Genomic DNA, 17487 nt, shown 5'->3' on the forward strand with positions numbered 1-17487 from the left:
AGGAGAAACTTATGATTTCAAAAGATGAAATTTTGCACGTTGCCGCATTGGCTAACTTGAAATTCGAAGATAGTGAAGTTGATAGTTTTGTTAGTCAATTAGACAAAATCGTTAACATGGAAAGTAAGCTATCTAGTGTTGATACAACAGGCGTTGAACCAACATACAATATGGGTGACACTAACACTGTCTTCCGTGAAGATAAGGGTATTCGTACTCAAACTAGAGAACAAATGCTTGAAAATGTTCCGGAAACTGATAACAACCTTATCAAAGTTCCAACGATTGTTGACAAGGAGGACGATGAATAGTGGACATCAAAAAAGAAACAATTGCTTCTTTACATGACAAATTGGTCAATAAGGATGTAACTGCTGAAGAATTAGCTAACGATGCAATTAACAAAATCAATGCTAATGAAAAGAAACTGAATACATTTATTACGGTAAATGATAAAGCTCCCGAAGCTGCTAAAAAAATTGATGAAGATGGTATTAAAGGACCTTTGTCAGGTATTCCAATTGCATTTAAGGATAATATTGTAACTAATGGTATCAAGACCACTGCTGCAAGTAAGATTCTATATAACTTTATGCCTGTTTACAGTGCCACAGTCTTAGAAAGACTAGAGGCTGCTGGTGCAGTTGATATTGGTAAAACTAATCTTGATGAGTTTGCTATGGGTTCATCTACTGAAACATCATACTTTGATACCACAGTAAACCCTTGGGACTTAAGTCGTGTTCCTGGTGGTTCTTCAGGTGGTTCTGCTGCTGCTGTTGCCGCTGGTGAAGTTGTGGCTGCTTTAGGTACAGATACTGGTGGTTCAATCAGACAACCTGCTGCCTTTAATGGTATTTTTGGTATCAAACCAACTTATGGTCGTGTTTCACGTTGGGGTGTTATCGCCTTTGCTTCAAGTTTGGATCAAGTCGGTGTACTTTCAAAACGTGTTGAAGACTCAGCAACTGTTCTTTCAGTAATGGCTGGACATGATGAACATGATTCAACAAGTTCTGAAAAACCAGTTCCTGATTATCGTGCTAACTTGAGTAAGGATATGACTGGCGTTAGAATTGCTGTTCCTAAGGAATTCTGGCATGAAGGTACTCATCCAGAAGTTCTAGAAAACGTTAATAAGGCATTAGATGCATACAAGAAGATGGGTGCTACTGTGGACGAAGTTAGTCTTCCTTCATTGAAGCATGCCGTTGAAGTTTACTATGTTCTAGCTTCTAGTGAAGCTTCATCTAACCTTCAAAGATATGATGGTGTTAGATATGGTTTCCGTGCTAAAGATGTTAAGAACATCAAAGACTTATTTGTTAAATCAAGATCAGAAGGTTTTGGTGACGAAGTAAAACGTCGTATCATGCTTGGTACTTTTGCTCTATCAGCTGGTGCTTATGATGCTTACTTTAAGAAGGCTGCCGAAGTTAGAACACTCTTCATTAATGAAATGAACGATGTCCTTAAAGATTATGACTTGATTATGGGACCTTCAACAACAACACCTGCATTTAAGATTGGTGAAAAAGTTGACGATCCATTGGCAATGTACATGAACGATATTTTGACAATCCCTGCTAACTTAGCTGGACTTCCAGCTGCCTCTGTTCCTGCAGGACTTGCTGACGGACTACCCGTTGGTCTACAAATTATCGGTCGTCCATTTGACGAACAATCTGTCTTCAATGCTGCTTATGCATTACAAGAAGAAAATAAATTCTATGAAAAAATACCAACTGCACTCAAGGGGGAAGACTAATGAATTTTGAAACAACTATCGGACTAGAAGTCCACGTTGAGTTAAAGACAAAGTCCAAGATGTACAGTCCTTCACCAGTTGCTTATGGTGCTGAATCTAATATCAATACCAACGTTATTGACTTTGGTTTTCCAGGAACATTACCAACTGTAAATAAAAATGGTTACCGTTTAGGTGTCATGGTAGCTTTAGCTTTAAATGCTGAAATTGAACATCATACTCATTTTGATCGTAAGAATTATTTCTATCCAGATAATCCAAAGGCTTACCAAATTACACAACAAGATAAGCCATTGGGTCATGATGGTTATATTGAAATTGAAGTTGATGGTAAAAAGAAGAAGATCGGTGTTGAAGAACTTCACGTCGAAGAAGATGCCGGTAAGAATACCCACGGTAACAATGGTTATTCTTATGTTGATTTAAACCGTCAGGGTACTCCTTTGATTGAAATTGTTTCAAAACCTGATATGCATTCACCAGAAGAGGCATATCAATATCTTGAAAACCTACGTAAGATCGTTCAGTTTACTGGCGCTTCTGATGTTAAGATGGAAGAAGGTTCAATGCGTGTTGATACCAATATTTCTATCCGTCCGGTAGGCTCAAAAGATTATGGTACAAAAGTTGAGTTGAAGAACTTGAACTCATTTAACCACGTTAAATTGGGTCTTGCTTATGAGGAACAACGTCAAGCTGCTATTTTGAAGCAAGGCGGACACATTGGTCAAGAAACAAGACGTTTTGATGAAAAGACTGGCGAAACATTCTTAATGCGTGTTAAGTCTGGTGCAGATGATTATCGTTACTTCCCAGAACCAGATCTACCAGATTTTGAAATTTCACCAGAATGGGTTTCAGAAATCAAGGCTAACTTACCTGAAACAGCTGCTAAGAGACGTGTTCGTTATATTAACGAATTAGGTATTCCTGAATATGATGCTGGTGTTCTTACATATACTAAGGAAATGTCAGACTTCTTTGATGAAGCAGTTTCATACAAGGCTAATCCAAAACTAGTTTCTAACTGGTTAATGGGTGAAGTTAATGGATACTTGAATGATAAGAGAATTGGTTTACTTGATACTAAGTTGACACCAGAACACTTAGCCAAGATGATTAATTTGATTTCAAATGGTACAATTTCTTCTAAGATTGCCAAAAAGGTCTTCCAAGAAACAATTAGTAATGGTACAGAACCTGAGGAATGGGTTAAGTCTAAGGGACTTGTCCAAGAATCTGATCCAGCCGTATTGAAGCCAATGATTTTGGAAATTCTTGATAATAACCAACAATCAATCGATGACTTCAAGAATGGTAAAGATCGTGCCGTTGGTTTCTTGATTGGACAAATCATGAAGCAAACACATGGACAAGCTAATCCAAAGGTTGCTAATAAGCTATTGATGGAAGAGTTAAAGAGTCGTTAGTGAGGGAAAGATATGCGTCGTGCTAGACTTATTTATAATCCAACTTCAGGTCACGAGACCATGAACAGTAATGTTGGAGACATTTTGAATATTATTGAAAAAGCTGGTTATGAGGCTAGTGCTTACCGAACTACACCCAAAAAGAACTCAGCCAAAAATGAGGCCAGAAGAGTAGCAAAGGAAGGTTTCGACTTAGTCGTTGCCGCTGGTGGTGATGGAACTATTAACGAAGTTGTTAATGGTATTGCTGATTTGGATCAACGTCCAGAATTGGCAATTATTCCTGCCGGAACAACTAATGACTATGCGCGTGCCTTAAAAATTCCACGAGATGACGTTGTCGAAGCTGCCAAGGTTATTTTAAAAGGTCAAAAATTACCAGTTGATATCGGTCAAGCAGGTAAGAAATACTTTATTAATATTGCCGGTGGTGGCTCAATGACTGAGTTAACCTATGAAGTACCATCAGCCTATAAATCTATTTTGGGTTATTTGGCTTACTTGGTTAAAGGTGCAGAGATGTTACCTCGAGTTAGTCCAGTTGATATGCACATTGAATATGACGATGGTGTTTTTGATGGCAAAGCCACAATGTTTCTAATTGGTTTAACTAATTCAATTGGTGGTATGGAACAAATTGCCCCTAATTCAGTTATTGGTGATGGAACTTTCTCTTTGATTATTGTTAAAGAAACTAATTTAAGAGATTTAGTTCATTTGATTGCTTTAGTTCTAAACGGTGGTCGCCACGTTTACAATCCTAAGGTTATTTATACTAAAACTAAGCGAATTTCTGTTCATGCGAATGATGAAAGTCGTTTGATGGTTAACCTTGATGGTGAGTATGGTGGGGATGCACCGATGGAATTTATTAATTTGCATAATCACTTAAATATTTATGCTAATGTTGATTCAATTCCGCTTAAAGCACGTGATACTCCAACGCTTAGTGAAAAAGACGCTGGCGAGAAGATTATCGAAGAAGAACGAAATCTTGACAATAAGAATAAAAATAAGAAATAAAAAAGAAATTGGGAGTGTATCAGTTTTGAACACTTCTTTTTTCTATGTATAGGTGAAAAATGGAAAAACCAAACTTAAAAAAGAATCAAAAATTAGATTTAGATATTCAAGACTTATCATACGAAGGTAAGGGTGTTGCTAAAGTTGATGACTTTACACTTTTCGTTGATAACGCCTTGCCTGGTGAAACAGTTAATGCTGTAATTACTAGAATCAATAAGAACTTCGGTTTTGCGAGAACTTTGAGTGTCTTGAAAGAATCTCCTGACCGTGTTCATGATATTGATGCTGTTTATGCACAAACAGGAATTGCTCCATTGAGTCATTTGAAGTACGACAAGCAACTTGAATTCAAACACAATCAAGTTGTAACTGACTTCAGTAAAATGGGCTTAAAAGACGTTACAGTTAATCCAACATTAGGTATGGAATCACCATTCAACTATCGTAACAAGGCTCAAGTACCTGTTCGCCAAGTTGATGGCAAGTTAACTACTGGTTTCTATCGTCGTCGTTCACATGAACTAGTACCAATGGAAAACTTCTTGATCCAAGATCCTAAGATTGATGAAGAAATCATCAAAGTACGTGATATTCTTCGTAAATACAAGGTTCGTGGTTATGATGAACAAAATCAAAAGGGTCAAATTAGAACAATCATGGTTCGCCGTGCTTACTTTACTAATGAAATGATGGTAGTTCTAGTTTCAAGAACTCGTGATATCTCACATTACAAAGATATTGCTAAGGAAATCATGGATAATCCTGAAGTTAAATCATTGTACTTGAACGTTAATTCAAAAAATACCAACGTTATTTTTGGTCAAGAAATGACACTATTAGCAGGTAAGAAGTATATCGATGATGAAATCTTAGGACATAAGTACCGTATTTCACCAAGATCTTTCTACCAAGTAAATCCAGTTCAAACGCAGAATCTTTACCAATTAGCCATTGATAAAGCTGAATTGACTGGTAAAGAAGAAGTAGTCGATGCTTATTCAGGTATTGGTACGATTGGACTTTCATTAGCTAATAAGGCAAAACACGTTACTGGTATTGAAGTAATTGAAGATGCCGTTAAGGATGCCGATCAAAATGCTAAATTGAACGGTATTGAAAATGCTGACTTTGTTGTTGGTAAGACCGAAGATGTTTTAGACGAGTGGGCTAAAAATAAGATGTCAGTTGATGTTTTGATGGTTGATCCTCCACGTAAAGGTTTGGCAAATTCATTGATGGATTCATTGAAGAACATCAAACCAAAGAAGATCGTTTACATCAGTTGTAATCCAGCAACCTTAGCACGTGACCTATCATTGTTAAGCGATACATATAATATTGGTGATGTAACACCAGTTGATATGTTCCCAATGACAAATCATATTGAAAGTGTTGTTGCTCTAACAAAGAAATAGAGTGTAGATGTGCTTAAGCTTCCGTCTTCCGCAAGAATTGAGAATGCGTTGGAACGCTATGGGCGTGACTTGAAGCTAATAATTTCACCTTCGGCAAAATTATGGATCTTCAAGATCAGCCTCATTGTAAGCGGCAAAGCCGCCAACAATGATTTCATAGCTGAACAGCATTCTCAATTCTTACTCCAGACTAAATAGTATTTCGACTATTTTTAAAGGGTGTTTATATTGACCAAAGTTAAACGGTTAATATGAACGCTTTTTTATTTATTTGTTTCAAAATTGAGAAGAAGAAATAGAACAGTTTACTAGTCCGGAGCAACAAGCTCGATTGGTCTCAGCCGTGAAATTTGACTTGGCGGGTTTCCCGCCTAGACAAAGACCTGTATTTGAGACAATTGTGAACTTCAATTGGCTCAAATCAGTGTCCACAGCGTTCCAGACCAATCGAGCTTGTTGTGGAGGACGGCATATTTCCTCAGCAAATTTATTCATAAAAGGATAAAAATCGTGTAATATTTGATTGAGGAAATTCTTAAATTAGGGATGATAAGATGAATTACATAATCGGTATCGGTGCCATGGCTTTAGGTATTTGGCAGTTAATAGTTTCTAAACAATATTTCGACAATATGAAAAAACAATCCGCACCAATGATATTTTCACTGATTGCAGTAATTTTTAGTATGCTTTTTGGGGCATTTGCTATCGTTTTTGGTGTTCTTCGAATCTTTCATTAACGTTAATCGGTAAAAATGATACGTTCATAAGTATTTTATGTTTTACTTATTATTTCTGAAATATAATGTTTTCATGATTAAGAATCGAGGGAACATTATGAAAGAATTTATATTGGATCGCAGTAATATTTTTTTAGGTGACAATTTAAGAGAATGTCGTAAGCAACGTAATTTATCAGAACGTGAAGTATCAAAAATGCTACATGTCGATATTACGACCATATCCAAATATGAACATAATACTAGGACTCCCGATATCTATATGATGATGCGGTTCGCTGACGTTTATGGTGTTAGTTTGGATACTTTAGTTGGCAGATAACATTCATTTCAAAATTAAAAAAGCCTCTCGTTTAGAGTTAGTAAAATACTCTAAACGGGAGGCTTTAGTCGTTTTTAGATATTAATTTGATTAGTTCCTTATTTTTTCTAAATGAGACTTCACAAGTTGAGCCATCGATAAAGGATAATACTCTGGTTTTACTATCGTAATTGATGGCGTTGTCGACGTTAACTAGGAATCCACGGTTGCAACGAAAGAGGTTAGGATAGTCCTCTTCGAACGTATTTAATGAGCCATTGAACTCGGCTAGTTGATATTTAGTAACGATAAAAATTCTTCCGGGTGCATCCTTATTAGTGTAAAGCATAATGACATCATCCATTAAAATAGAGAAGTAGCGACTACCAATTTTATAATCCAGCACGTTTTTTGATAAATGATTATATTCTCGTAATTCTTGTTGTGTTTTCTCAATATCATCAGTGATACTCTGTTTAATATTCTCTAAACCATTATCCTTTAAAATGTAATCCATTGGGGCAATCTTTCGTTCTAATGTTGTCAAAGATAATTCATCATGAGTTGTTATAAAAACTATTTGTGAGAGTGGAGAGTTTTGACGGACTCTTTCAGCAATTTTTAAACCGGCAATTTTATCATCCAATATTTCCATATCTAGGAAGTAAAGCGCCTGTTTCTTGGAATCGTATTGTTTGAAAAAATCATCAACAGTTCCGGCAGCTATCTCTAAAGTCATATTAGCATCGTTAATTAAAATACCATTGTGAATAAATTCAGCATATTTATTTCGTTGTAGTTCGTTGTCTTCTAGTAAGTAAATGGGGTACATTCAGTCACCTCCAACAATAATTAGTGTCATCATAAGATGATCGTGGACAGTTTTGGTTTCTAAATAAAGGTTGTCAGATTCATTAATTAATTTTCTGACATTGGCTAAACCAAATCCTGAGTGATTCTTTTTGGTCGAATAACCACTTTGGAAAATATCTTTCAGGTTAATATTTTCATTTAGGCGATTATCGATTGTAATCTCAGTGGTATTTTCGGTTTGAGTAATGGCGCAGGTAACCTCTTTGTCGGCAATTTCTTCAACATATTCGAACGCATTGTCGATCAGAATACCTAGAATACGGACAATAATCAGAACTTCATTTTCAAATTGGTAATGCTTCTGACTCAATTCCAAATGAAAGTCGATTTGGCGACTTTTAGCGATAAAGAATTTCTGAATAATAAGGCCACGAATTAAGTCGTTATCGATAGCCTGGGCTTGAGAAATATTACCCCGGCTAACCAAGGACATTTCATTTTTTTCTTTAGTAATATCACGATAATAATCCTTTAATTCTTGAGAATTACTTTGATCAACAATCGGTTTGATAGCTAACATGATATTTTGAAAATCGTGTTTAAATTTCCGAAGTTCAGTGTATTGTTGTTGCACACTGGTTAGATACTCATTCAGTTGTTTGTTGTAAGTTAACTTTTCACGAGCTTCATTTTGAATCGCAATCGCATGAACGAAAACAGTCAATTGATAGTAAGCAAAAATCAAAAGGATCGAGAAAATCAGAATTAAACTGGCTTGAATAGTGGCTGTCACGGATTGAAGATCACTAATTATCATAATAACCATGAATGAAATAAAAATTCCCAATGACAGAACTAAAACACGTTTTCCCAAATGATACTTTTCAATCTGAAGCCATAATTTGATAGTTTGATAACGGAAGTGCTCGAAAACCAAAACAACAATGAGCAAATAGAGCAAGTTGATAACTAAAGAAATTGGAATAAAGTATTCTTGATAGGTTTCCAAAAGTGTTAAGCGCCATTGATTATAGGCAATAAAGAAGAGAATTCTAGCGGAGTAGGTTCCCAAGCTAAATAGGACCAGTTCAATATTAGCTGCCATGATCAGAGCAATTGAATTTTGCATGTTGGCTCGATATCTTTTGACACACCAATTGAAAATCAAAATTGCACCAATAAAAAAGAGTACAAAAAGTTCATCAAAAAATAAACCGATGTAACCAAAGACCAAAGCCAAGGCTATATCGGCAAGAAAAAATCTGAGTGAAAATTTTCTAATAAAATAATGTTTTAATTGTAGAATTGCAAACAGCATGAAGAAATTTGCAATCCATTCAAGTTGCCAGTCTATATATACCATAAACTCATTGTATTTAAAAAAACGGGCTAATACAAGGTTTATTGCGAGGCAATAGCACTTTGTTTACTGTCAGGTGAATTAGGATTGTTGACACCATTACCAATTATGTATTGATGGAAGATAGTGATAAATTGGTTGCTGGCAATCATATCAGAATGCTGTGCTTTGTTACCGGTTAGGGTGATCAACGTGTAGTGTTTTGCCTTGCCTTCATAGATATATTTACCGGCGTCAACACTGCCTAGTGGCACAATGCCATCATCAGAATATAACTGAGTTCCGGCGATGGAATAATAAGTCATATTATTAGGTATTTTGTCCCGTTTCTTAATTAGGTCATTGAGCATTTGCGTGTGATTGGAAGTATTCTTTTCTTCAAAGTTGTAGGGTGTTCCAACGGTTAATAATTGATTGATATTTAAATTAGAGTCATTGAAGTCGTTCTCTAAAAACATCGTCCAAATCAAGCCACCATTGGAATGACCTAAAGCATTGAAACTGTTGAAACGATAGCGTTTCTTAATGGCATTGAAGGCGATATTGAACCAACGAGCTTGTTTCTTAATGTTAGAGTAACCATCTGCATTGTTTTGAAAACCAACGACGAAGAATGGTTGGGTATCATTAGCTCTAATCTTGCCACTGTAGGTAATTGAATCATCAGTATGCACTGTTAATTTTAAAAGACTATGGTGCTCTCCATATTTGTTGTTAACCGTTTTGACCAAATCATCGAAACGATTAGCTGAAGCACTACTACCAGGAATCATGATGATTGGTGTCATTGGTGAATTATAGCGACCAGCTAAGGTTGTAACGTTCTTTCGAGTCCAAATATAGGATGGAATTCCTAAAATAATGAAGAACAGTAACATGGCGACTAGATATTTAAAGTTTTTATTTTTTCTTAAAGTACGTGTATGCATTAGTTAACACCTTCTTCAAGACTAAGGTTATCAAGTTCTTTAACCTTAATAGCCATTTTGACAAATGGAATATAGATGTAGACGGAAATGACGATAGTTAAAATAGAGAATATTAGAGCCTGCCAGCTACCGTTTGTCCCAATGAAGGCAATTAGTGGTCCTGGGGTTCCAATTGGCACAGGGTAGACGCTAGGCGGCATTAAACGCAATTGAATTGCTAAGGCGGCCATGGTCATATTAGCAACGGGTGCCAAGATGAATGGAATCAAAAAAATGATATTAAAAAGAATTGGTATACCGGTCATCAAGCCACTGCCAATATTGAAGAGACTAGGAATAATGGCCCAACGTGCTACAGTTTGAAAATCTTCATCCTTAGCAACTATTAAAATGGCGATGATTAAGCCTAAAACGGCACCGGTTCCGCCGAAAGTAGCAAAGGCATGATACAGAGCTGAACTGGTAAAGGGATTAGGAGTATTCCATGCTGTATGTTTATTTAAAGCGTAATTTAGATTAACAGTTGAAAGTGTATCCATTTTTTCAGTACCAGCAGATGAATAAGTTCCAGACCAGCCGAAGAATGACATGACTAAAGTATAAATAGAGAAAATGAAGGTTTTGAATAGTTGACCTAGAGGGCTCTTTGAGGTGTACTCGGAAGCTAAGGCATTAATGTAATTGCCAGGAGCCTCAGCATAGTAGGTGACATTAATTAAGGTACTAAAGAGCATTGCAATTAATAGTGAGACAATGATTGGTTTAGCAGAAATAAAGGAACGCTCAATAACACTTGGTGCGCCGCCCAGTTTTACATAATCGGGTACGGGACGACTGGTTTTTTTAAAAATCCATCCAATAGATATGCCTAAAATGATTGCCAAAAGTAATCCACGCATGCCTAATATTTGGGGATGAAATGAGAAGGTTTGGACTTTGGAATAAGTATAATCGATGATTAATAAGGAGCTCACACCTGTGATACCGGCTAATTGGTCATCACGATTGAAATGCTTGGCGGTATATTTGGCCGCTCCAAAGATGGCAATTACTGAGATCCAACCTAAGGACAAGTTGTATAAGCCGGTGGCAATGTTATCAATTTGTCGATAAATAAAGTCGTTACTCAAGTCGGGAAAGACATCAGTTAAAAAGCCTTCCTTACCAATAACGACGGTTTGAATTATTTTGACAAAACTCCCGAATAAAGCAAAGGGAAAGATTAAGAGCAATGTGCGTTGAATCACACGATAGATAAAGAACTTTTGAAGTTTGAGGGTTCCTAAAATTAATTTTTCTTCGAGTTTATTATTGAATTGAATTCTCATAAAAAACACCTGCATTGACTCGTTATATATATCAGGAAAAGTATAACGCAAATAAAAAAAGCCGCCATCATAGCGACCTCTTTTTATGGAAATAATGAATATAGTAAACTGGCAAACCTAATAGAGTAATTCCAATTCCCATTGCAGCCAAACCTGGTTGACGGAACAAAGTAGAAATAATGATGTAAGCTCCACCCGCTAAGGCAATAATTGGTGGAATTGGATAAAAATTAATTTTATATGGACGTGTTAGTTCAGGTTCTTTCTTTCTTAAAATGAAGACTCCGATGAACATCATCATAGAAAAAATCCACATAACGAAAACTAACATATCGGTTAAGTAATCGAAACTACCCATGAAAATCATGATAATAGCGATGGCTGTTTGTACTAAACCGGCATTAGCAGGGACACGTGTATTCTTAGTTAATTTACCAAAGAATTTTGAGAAAACAATTTCATCATCACTTCCCAAAACATAAGGAACACGTGCACCGGTCATTGTATAACCGTTAACTGATCCGAAAACGGAAATAAGAATACCGATAGTAACAATTTTTCCACCGATTTCACCAAAGATACGAATAGCTGCTTCAGAAGCAGCGTTCTGATTTCCTGGAATTAAGTGGAATGGTAATTCCTTGATGAAAACAAAACTGATTAGAACGTAAATCAATGTAATAGCGAATAGTCCAACAATAATTGATTTAGCCAAATCTTTTTCAGGACGTTTCATTTCACCAGCTAGACTACCGACATTCATCCAACCGTCAAAGGCAAACATGGTTGCTAACAGTCCGCCACCCAGCGAAGACCAAAAGTTAGCATGACTACCAGAAGTAATTGGAAAAAGTGAAACGGAATTGCTTGAAGGTGTGAAAATACCTACAACAATGATTAAAGCGATTGGAATTAATTTAGCAATTAAGGCAATTGTTTGAATTCCACCACCAACTTTAGCACCTAGTAGATTAACTACATAAAGGAAGATAGCTAATGAAATGGCAATAGGTATTTGCCAAACTGAAGAGATGTTGCATAGATTCATGACTTGTGTAGCAAAGATGATCGATAAAGCTGAAATTCCTGCTGGGTAATAGATGACCGATTGTGCCCAAGCAAGTAGAAAGGCCGGAACCTTTCCATAGATATATTCGATGTATTTGTAGATACCACCAGCAACCGGGATGGCTGAAGCTAATTCAGCAACTGTCAATCCAGCATTGATAGTAATAAAACCAGCAAGTAACCAAACGAAAATGGTTAAACTAGCACTCCCAGTGGCTGCAGTAACACTGGAGATTTTAAAGAATACTCCACCACCGATAACGAGCCCCATTACCGTTGATAGTGCTGGAAAGAAACCAAGGTCTCTTTTCAGACTGAAGTTATCTGTTTCCTCGTTCATAAAACAAAACTACCCCCTCAAATGGTTTAAATTGCAATTATATACCATATTGATAGAATTCAGGTACTTTTTTAGTAGTAATTGCGCTTACATATAAGTAAAATTAAGGCGAGGTGATTTTATGATAAATTTAGGAATAATTGGGACAAACTGGATTACAGAACAATTTGTTAATGCAACAGATGAAACTAAAGCTTTTTCGTTAACACATGTCTATTCCAGGACTGAAGCTAAAGCAAATAAGTTTATTGAAGATCTTCAAAAGAAAAATATCGCCATTAGTACTGACTTGGAAAAATTCTTTAGTAGTGATGATTTCGAGACAGTTTATATTGCTTCCCCGAATGGATTACATTTCCAACAAGCTAAGTTGGCTTTGGAACATGGTAAGAATGTCATTGTAGAAAAGCCTAGTACTTCAACTGTTAGAGAGTTTACAATCTTAGATGACTTGGCACATGAGAAGGGACTCTTCTTATTTGAAGCTGCCCGTCATATTCACGAGCCAATTTTTAAGAAAATTCAGAATTACGTTGAGGATAATCGTGCTGAATTGAGCGGGGCTACACTTTCTTATATGAAGTATTCGAGCCGTTATGATGACTTCAAGGCCGGTAATTTGCCTAATATCTTCAACCCTAAATTTTCAGGTGGAGCTTTGTATGACTTGGGTGTTTATACTGTTTATGATGCCGTTGTATTGTTCGGACAACCCGAATCAGTTAATTATGTTGCTGAAATACTTTCATCAGGTATCGATGGTAGTGGAAGTCTAACATTAAAGTATCCTGAATTTGACGTTAATATCTTGATAGGCAAGACGAAAAATTCATATACCGACTCAGAAATTTACTTTGATAGAAAAACTTTATTAATGGACAGTGGTGGTGACATAACTCATGTCCAATTAGCCGATGATAATAAGAATATAACAACGATTCCAACTGTTAAGAGTGAGAACCCAATGGACTCCGAAGCAAAAGAATTTGCACGAATTATGAATGAAAATGATCAAGAAACTTATGAAAATCTCTTGAAGTACGCTAGAATTGTAAATAGAATTCTAGAACAAGCCCGAACAAGTGCAGGACTTGTTTTTGGAGCAGATGAGGATAAGTAAAGTGGAAATACCAAAATTATACCAAGATTATTTTAAACAAAATCAATTTAGTGCATTAACAAAGATTCAAGAGGCAGTCTATCTACCTTTTAAAGAAGGTAAAGATTTCGTTGCTATGGCACCAACTGGTTCCGGAAAAACTTTAGGCTTTGTGATGCCAATGTTGGAAACCTTAGTACCAAAGGATGGTTTGCAGGTGTTGATCTTAGAACCTTCCCAAGAATTGGCAATGCAAGTTAGAGATGTTATTCAACCTTTAGCTAAATTAGTGGACTGTAAAGTACAGGCAGTCACTGGTGGTGCTAATCCTCAACGTCAATTGAAGAAGTTGAAAGAAAAGCCAGAAATCATCGTTGCAACATTAGGACGCTTGAATGAATTAACTCAGGCCCGTAAGGTGAAATTAGGCAAGTTGAATACTGTTATTGTGGATGAAGCCGATGAGATGTTGAATGAATCAAAACTGGAAACAGTTCGTCAGACAATTGCTCAGATGCCAGCTGATGTCCAAATGACTTTCTTCTCAGCTACTGGTAATGATATCTTCAAAGATATGCACAAATGGTTCGGACAAGATTTCGACATTATCGATCAACGTAATGATACAAGCTATACAGCAGGTATTAAACATTACTTCATTGATGCCAATAGTGAATTTATCAAAAATGCGTTGGTTCGTGAGTTAGCTCATAACAAGAAGTTTTTGGGAATTGTCTTTTTCAATAATTCTCGTTCGTTGCATAAAGCTATCAGCGATTTGAACCATAATAAGACTAACTTTGTATCTTTGGACAGTAAAATGTCATCGCAACAACGTAAGTCAGCGATTCAACTCTTTTCCACTAAAAAGGTTAATTTGTTGTTAACAACTGATGTGGCCGCTCGTGGAATGGATATTGATAATATCACGACTATCGTTAACTACATGGTTCCTCGGGATGAGAGTGAATATGTTCACCGTTCCGGTAGAACCGGTAGAATGGGTAAGAGCGGTATTGTTCTTACTTTTGGTAATAGTCATGATTTGAAGAACATGCGTGAATTTACTAACGTTGAAATAAATAAGGCCTATCTTAAGAGCGATGGAACACTTTCTAATAAGCCTGTTGCTCGTAAAAAAACTGTGGTTAGTCATAAGGATAAGCCTAAGGCTAAGAAACGTTTACGTGATCAAAAGAATAAGGGTAAACGTCATAATAATAAATAGGCTTCTTTTGTAAGTTTGGTTAAATATGTTGTCCTCCGCAAAAGATGAAAATGCTGGTGGAACGCTGTGGGCGTGACTTGGAGCTAAAAATTGCGCACGTTGTGTGCAATTTTGGATCTTCAAGATCAGCCTCATTGTAAGTGGCAGAGCCACTAACAATGATTTCACAGCTGACCGCATTTTCATCTCTTGCTCCGGACTAGTAAGTGGTCCTATCTATTATTTTATTTCTAATTTTTAAAATAAAATGAGCAGCATCTATTCAGGATAAATATCCAAAATAGATGTTGTTTTGGTCTTTGAGTTAAATTAATAATAAGAACGGTCTCTATTGAGTATTCAAGTAAAGGATATATTTTGAATACTTAATAGGGACCGTTTTTTGAATGGATAAACATTTCTATTTGTCATTTTCCAGTATTGAATAATTGTGTATGTGAGATATAATTTTCTTATAGCTGTTTTTGTTAGCTAATTAGTTCTTGGTCCCTTGGCCCAGTTGGATAGAGCAACTGCCTCCTAAGCAGTAGGTCCCCGGTTCGATTCCGGGAGGGATCATTGTTTTGAATATGTGAAAGATGTTGGAGATGAATTTGATATCGAAAAGTTAACAGATTTGCCCAATATTGGTAAGGTCTTGAATGAGCAACTTTCTAAGATTAATGTAACTGATGTGGCTACTTTGAAGGAATTAGGCAGTCAAAAAGCTTATTTAAAATTAAAATCCTTGAAGGCTCCGGATAGATTTTATTGTATTCAAATGTTGTACTCTTTGGAAGGTGCGATACAAGGTGTTCCTTATACAAAACTATCTTCTGAAAAGAAAACAGAACTTTTAGATTTCTTTAGAAAAAATAAATGAATTACTCATGTCTAGCAAATTAGATGTGAGTTTTTTATTATTATAACGAGGTTAAATTATGAAAGAGATTAAATGTAGTGATACTTTATCTATTAGCAATCATCGTGTGTTTTCGTCTGATTTAAATGAACATGGGACTGTATTCGGTGGTAAGACTTTAATGATTATTGATGATAACTCTTCGATTGCAGCTTCACGACTGGCTCGAATTGAAACGGTCACAGCATCGATTGATCAAGTTAACTTTATTTTGCCGTTTGAATTGCAGGATTCAATGTGTACGGAATCTTATGTTTCCGGGGTAGGTAGAACTTCAATTGAAGTATTTACAAAGGTTATCGGTGAACATTTGAAAACGGGGAGACGTTTCTTGGGATTGACTTGTTTTTCTACTTTTGTCGTAACGGATAAGGATATCTTTTTACCAAGAATTGCTCCTGATAATGAAGAGGCTGAATATGTTTGTAGCGGCTACCACGAGCGTCAAGGTGAACGTTTTAAGAAATTATTGGCACAAGAAGGATTTAATAAAAATATTAGTTTGCAGTTTCCATGGCAATCAAAAAAAGACGCAGAATAATATCTACGTCTTTTTTTATGTTCGAGAAATAATTTGATTCAATTTTAAATTAATTAATAGGGCACCTAGAGCAAAAATGGCACCACCGAATCCGACTTGATAGAGCCCAAAGTTACCAACAATTAAAGATCCAACGGCCGAACCTAGGGAGATTCCCAGATTAGAAGCAATGGGATTTAATGAGGATGCTAAAGCAACTGCTTGAGGATATGATTCTTCGGCAATATTTAAGAAATGGATTTGGATTGGAGCATTGATCAAATACATGACGACACCGACGATAAGTAGGTTAATTAAACCAAAGTATTTGTTGTGAATCAGGAATGGTACGGCCAGAAGAATAAAGAATTCAACTGCATAAACTTTCGGCATGAACTTGAGACCGCCATGTTCAGCAATTCGACCAGATAACTGATTACTTACTAATGAAGCGAATCCGAAGACGGCTAGGAAAATACTCAAACTGGCTTTGGAGAACCCAAGTGTACCGTAGAGCGGTTGAAGATAAGTATAAATAACGTAAATGGCTGCAATGGCAAAGAAGGGTAAGAAAAATCCAACGTAAATGCGGGGATCCTTGATCAATTTGAATTGGCTTTTCAAAGGACTGTTGATTTGTTCAAATTCTTTCGGTAAGGAAATCATCAATAAAATTAACGTTATAACGCTAACTAATGAAATGATGAAGAAAGTCATACGCCAGTCAAAAACAGTACTGATAGCGGTACTAAAGGGAACTCCAAAGACTGAAGCAATACTGAATCCTGAGAAAATCCAAGATACAACTGTCCCTTGTTTAGAACGAGGAGCGATAACATTTGAGAAGGTCATTGATAGAGAAATAATTGCTCCAGCAACTGAGGCCGCGATAACGCGAGAAATGATTAGAACAGTATAATTGCTAGCAAATCCACTCAGAGTATTACCTAGAATAAAAATTATGGTCAGACCAATTAAAGTGTAATAGCGATTAAAGTTTCCTAATAATGAGGTAATGATCGGAGTACTGATGGCGTAAATCAATCCGTAGGCAGTAATCAGTAGGCCGACATTGGCGATGGATACATGGTAGGTTTTAGAAATATTAGAAAGAACACCCATGACTAAAAATTCATTGTTGCCAAGAACGAACGACAATAGCACGAGAATTGTAGTTTGAAATTTGTAATTGTGCATATTTTTTCTCCTTTTTTGAGCAAA

17 protein-coding genes and 1 tRNA gene are annotated in these 17487 nt (G+C 36.2%); 12 read left to right on the top strand and 6 right to left on the bottom strand.

Translation table 11 applies throughout. The annotated features are described in order from the left end of the window. The first annotated feature begins 11 nt into the window (after positions 1 to 11). From gatC to LKACC16343_RS05585, 7 genes are all read left to right on the top strand, one after another. Positions 12 to 311, top strand: coding sequence for an Asp-tRNA(Asn)/Glu-tRNA(Gln) amidotransferase subunit GatC (gene gatC / locus LKACC16343_RS05555; RefSeq protein WP_025084868.1), 300 nt, complete (start codon positions 12 to 14; stop codon positions 309 to 311). Continuing rightward, positions 311 to 1768 carry an Asp-tRNA(Asn)/Glu-tRNA(Gln) amidotransferase subunit GatA gene (gene gatA / locus LKACC16343_RS05560; RefSeq protein WP_056953656.1) on the top strand — a complete coding sequence of 486 codons (1458 nt, stop codon included), beginning with the start codon at positions 311 to 313 and terminating at the stop codon, positions 1766 to 1768. The genes gatC and gatA overlap by 1 nt, the downstream gene beginning before the upstream one ends. After that, the gene (gene gatB / locus LKACC16343_RS05565) at positions 1768 to 3198 is read left to right on the top strand and encodes an Asp-tRNA(Asn)/Glu-tRNA(Gln) amidotransferase subunit GatB (protein ID WP_056953658.1); all 1431 of its coding nucleotides are present in this window, start codon (positions 1768 to 1770) and stop codon (positions 3196 to 3198) included. Before gatA ends, gatB begins: the two co-directional genes overlap by 1 nt. A 12-nt stretch (positions 3199 to 3210) precedes the next feature. Beyond that, positions 3211 to 4221: a diacylglycerol kinase gene (locus LKACC16343_RS05570; RefSeq protein WP_056953661.1), complete on the top strand. Its 1011-nt coding sequence runs from the start codon at positions 3211 to 3213 to the stop codon at positions 4219 to 4221. 59 nt (positions 4222 to 4280) lie between these two features. Further along, a complete protein-coding gene (gene rlmD / locus LKACC16343_RS05575; protein WP_056953662.1) occupies positions 4281 to 5639 on the top strand; it encodes a 23S rRNA (uracil(1939)-C(5))-methyltransferase RlmD in 1359 nt (452 codons plus the stop codon). Positions 5640 to 6193: 554 nt separating this feature from the next. Then, entirely contained in the window at positions 6194 to 6379 is a 186-nt protein-coding gene (locus LKACC16343_RS05580; protein WP_056953664.1) for a hypothetical protein, read from the top strand. A 97-nt stretch (positions 6380 to 6476) separates the two neighbouring features. Beyond that, entirely contained in the window at positions 6477 to 6701 is a 225-nt protein-coding gene (locus tag LKACC16343_RS05585) for a helix-turn-helix domain-containing protein (RefSeq protein WP_056953666.1), read from the top strand. 64 nt (positions 6702 to 6765) lie between these two features. Here LKACC16343_RS05585 and LKACC16343_RS05590 read toward each other — a convergent pair whose 3' ends face one another. The 5 genes from LKACC16343_RS05590 to LKACC16343_RS05610 form a co-directional block, all read right to left on the bottom strand. Next, entirely contained in the window at positions 6766 to 7512 is a 747-nt protein-coding gene (locus LKACC16343_RS05590) for a response regulator transcription factor (protein WP_056953667.1), read from the bottom strand. Then, the gene (locus tag LKACC16343_RS05595; protein ID WP_056953670.1) at positions 7513 to 8856 is read right to left on the bottom strand and encodes a sensor histidine kinase; all 1344 of its coding nucleotides are present in this window, start codon (positions 8854 to 8856) and stop codon (positions 7513 to 7515) included. 38 nt (positions 8857 to 8894) lie between these two features. After that, positions 8895 to 9782 carry an alpha/beta hydrolase gene (locus tag LKACC16343_RS05600; RefSeq protein WP_056953672.1) on the bottom strand — a complete coding sequence of 296 codons (888 nt, stop codon included), beginning with the start codon at positions 9780 to 9782 and terminating at the stop codon, positions 8895 to 8897. Then, complete coding sequence (locus tag LKACC16343_RS05605) at positions 9782 to 11110, bottom strand: PTS transporter subunit EIIC (RefSeq protein ID WP_056953674.1); 1329 nt, start codon at positions 11108 to 11110, stop codon at positions 9782 to 9784. Before LKACC16343_RS05605 ends, LKACC16343_RS05600 begins: the two co-directional genes overlap by 1 nt. 67 nt (positions 11111 to 11177) lie before the next feature. Next, positions 11178 to 12518 carry an APC family permease gene (locus LKACC16343_RS05610; RefSeq protein WP_056953677.1) on the bottom strand — a complete coding sequence of 447 codons (1341 nt, stop codon included), beginning with the start codon at positions 12516 to 12518 and terminating at the stop codon, positions 11178 to 11180. A 121-nt stretch (positions 12519 to 12639) separates the two neighbouring features. Between LKACC16343_RS05610 and LKACC16343_RS05615 the strand changes: the two genes are divergently transcribed. The 5 genes from LKACC16343_RS05615 (at position 12640) to LKACC16343_RS05635 (ending at position 16287) form a co-directional block, all read left to right on the top strand. Next, complete coding sequence (locus LKACC16343_RS05615; RefSeq protein WP_056953679.1) at positions 12640 to 13638, top strand: Gfo/Idh/MocA family protein; 999 nt, start codon at positions 12640 to 12642, stop codon at positions 13636 to 13638. Position 13639: 1 nt separating this feature from the next. Next, positions 13640 to 14845: a DEAD/DEAH box helicase gene (locus LKACC16343_RS05620; protein WP_056953680.1), complete on the top strand. Its 1206-nt coding sequence runs from the start codon at positions 13640 to 13642 to the stop codon at positions 14843 to 14845. Positions 14846 to 15329: 484 nt separating this feature from the next. Next, positions 15330 to 15403, top strand: a tRNA-Arg gene (locus LKACC16343_RS05625). Positions 15404 to 15416: 13 nt separating this feature from the next. After that, positions 15417 to 15707 carry a TfoX/Sxy family protein gene (locus LKACC16343_RS05630; RefSeq protein WP_087721269.1) on the top strand — a complete coding sequence of 97 codons (291 nt, stop codon included), beginning with the start codon at positions 15417 to 15419 and terminating at the stop codon, positions 15705 to 15707. Positions 15708 to 15765: 58 nt separating this feature from the next. Further along, the gene (locus tag LKACC16343_RS05635; protein ID WP_056953682.1) at positions 15766 to 16287 is read left to right on the top strand and encodes an acyl-CoA thioesterase; all 522 of its coding nucleotides are present in this window, start codon (positions 15766 to 15768) and stop codon (positions 16285 to 16287) included. Between the two features lie 15 nt (positions 16288 to 16302). Here LKACC16343_RS05635 and LKACC16343_RS05640 read toward each other — a convergent pair whose 3' ends face one another. Then, complete coding sequence (locus tag LKACC16343_RS05640; RefSeq protein WP_056953684.1) at positions 16303 to 17463, bottom strand: MFS transporter; 1161 nt, start codon at positions 17461 to 17463, stop codon at positions 16303 to 16305. Between the last annotated feature and the right edge of the window lie 24 nt (positions 17464 to 17487).

The sequence above is a fragment of the Companilactobacillus bobalius genome, from assembly GCF_002179915.1.
Taxonomy (GTDB): domain Bacteria; phylum Bacillota; class Bacilli; order Lactobacillales; family Lactobacillaceae; genus Companilactobacillus; species Companilactobacillus bobalius.